Below are 1,662 nucleotides of genomic sequence, written 5' to 3'. Positions count from 1 at the left end.
CGCCGAGCTCGGCATCGCCCACCGCCCCACCAAGCCCCGCTGCCCGTGGACCAACGGCAAAGCCTGTGAAGACTGGTGGCGGTGCCGCACCGGCTCGGGCCTGACCCCGGCCAAGGTATGACCACGGTGTCCTGCGTTCGATTTGTCGGCCCGGGTCGGTGCGGTGCTGTGGTGCGCGCCGGCCGGACGGATCTGACCTGATAGGAGCTTGGTCAGAAGCCCCATCACAGACCTGTCGCTCCGCCCGGCCGGCTCGCTCCCCGTCAGCGTTCAGGTCTCACGGAAGAGCGGGTCCCAGCATGGCAACCGAGTCTGCGACTGTCATCGGTGGTGTCGACACCCACAAGCACACGCACTACGCGGCGGTCCTCGACGAACTCGGGCGGCTACTCGGCCACCAGGAGTTCCCGGCCACGGACAAGGGCTACCACGACCTGCTGACCTGGATGGGCTCGCACGGCGAGATCCGCGCGATCGGCGTCGAGAGCACGGGTTCGTTCGGCGCGGCACTGACTCGGGCGCTGACCGCGGCCGGGCAGCGGGTCGTGGAGGTCAACCGGCCGAACCGGCTGGCCAGGAGGATGGACGGCAAGTCCGACCGACTCGACTCCGAGCAAATCGCCCGTTCCGTTCTCGGACAGACCAGCACCGCCGTCCCCAAGTCGAAGTCCGGCATGGTCGAGGTCATCCGCACCTTGCGTGTCACCCGCACCAGCGCGGTCAAGGCCCGCACCCAGGCCTTCAACACGCTCTGGGGCGTCATGATCGGGGCGCCCTCGCCGCTACGCGACGAACTCGTCGAGCTCAGCAAACGCACCCTGGTCAACCGCTGCCTGCCGCTGCGGCCCGAGACCGAGAACCTCCTCGAGCTCACCCACGACCCGCACCGGCTGCTCACCGCCGGCATCGCCACCTCGCTCCATGATCTCGCCCGCCGCTGGAAGGCCCTCGACGAGGAGGTCAAGTCCTTGAACCGGCAGATCACCTCACTGGTCAGCGCTGCGGCACCAGCACTGCTCGAGCTGCACAGGGTCGGGGTCGAGCTCGCCGGCCAATTCCTGGTCACCAGCGGCGACAACGCTGACCGGATCCGCAGCGAGGCCGCGTTCGCCAAGCTCTGCGGCGTCGCGCCCCAACCGGCCAGCAGCGGGCGCACCACCGGCCGCCACCGCCTCAGCCGGGGCGGCGACCGAGCCGCGAACAGTGCCCTCTACATCGTGACCATCGTCCGCACGCGCCACCACCAACCCACCCGCGACTACGTCGAACGACGCTCCGCTGAGGGCCTGAGCAAGCGCGAGATCATCCGCTGTCTCAAGCGCTACATCGCCCGCGAGATCTACGCCCACCTGCCCAGACCAGCCGCCTCGGCCGCGTCAGGCCAGCTCGATCCAGCAGCTTGACGAACATAGGAGCATCGAACGCTTCAACCGCACCCTCGCCGTCGAATGGGCCTACGCCGCGGTCTACAACTCCTCCGCCGAGCGTGTCGCCTCGCTACCGGCCTGGCTACACGGCTACAACCATCACCGGCCCCACACCGCGCTCGGCGGCCACCCACCCGCCCACCGCGTCAACAACCTCTGCCGCGGCGGCATCTAGACGAGTAAGTCCTAACGGCGTGCCGGGCCCGGGACGTGACAGGAGGGTGTTGAAGATCAG

General features: G+C 68.8%; 1 protein-coding gene and 1 pseudogene. Both read left to right on the top strand.

The window, feature by feature from the left end; all coding sequences use genetic code 11:
- Positions 1 to 299: 299 nt before the first annotated feature.
- The gene (locus PSD17_RS20490; RefSeq protein WP_339124182.1) at positions 300 to 1,403 is read left to right on the top strand and encodes an IS110 family transposase; all 1,104 of its coding nucleotides are present in this window, start codon (positions 300 to 302) and stop codon (positions 1,401 to 1,403) included.
- 13 nt (positions 1,404 to 1,416) lie between these two features.
- Positions 1,417 to 1,602, top strand: a pseudogene (locus PSD17_RS20485) (integrase core domain-containing protein); the annotation flags it as partial.
- Positions 1,603 to 1,662: the final 60 nt, after the last annotated feature.

The sequence above is a fragment of the Pseudonocardia sp. D17 genome (genome assembly GCF_036984265.1).
In the GTDB taxonomy this organism is placed as follows: domain Bacteria; phylum Actinomycetota; class Actinomycetes; order Mycobacteriales; family Pseudonocardiaceae; genus Pseudonocardia; species Pseudonocardia benzenivorans.
The sequence above is the reverse complement of the archived record's forward strand: the minus strand, read 5'-3'. Positions and strand labels throughout refer to the sequence as shown.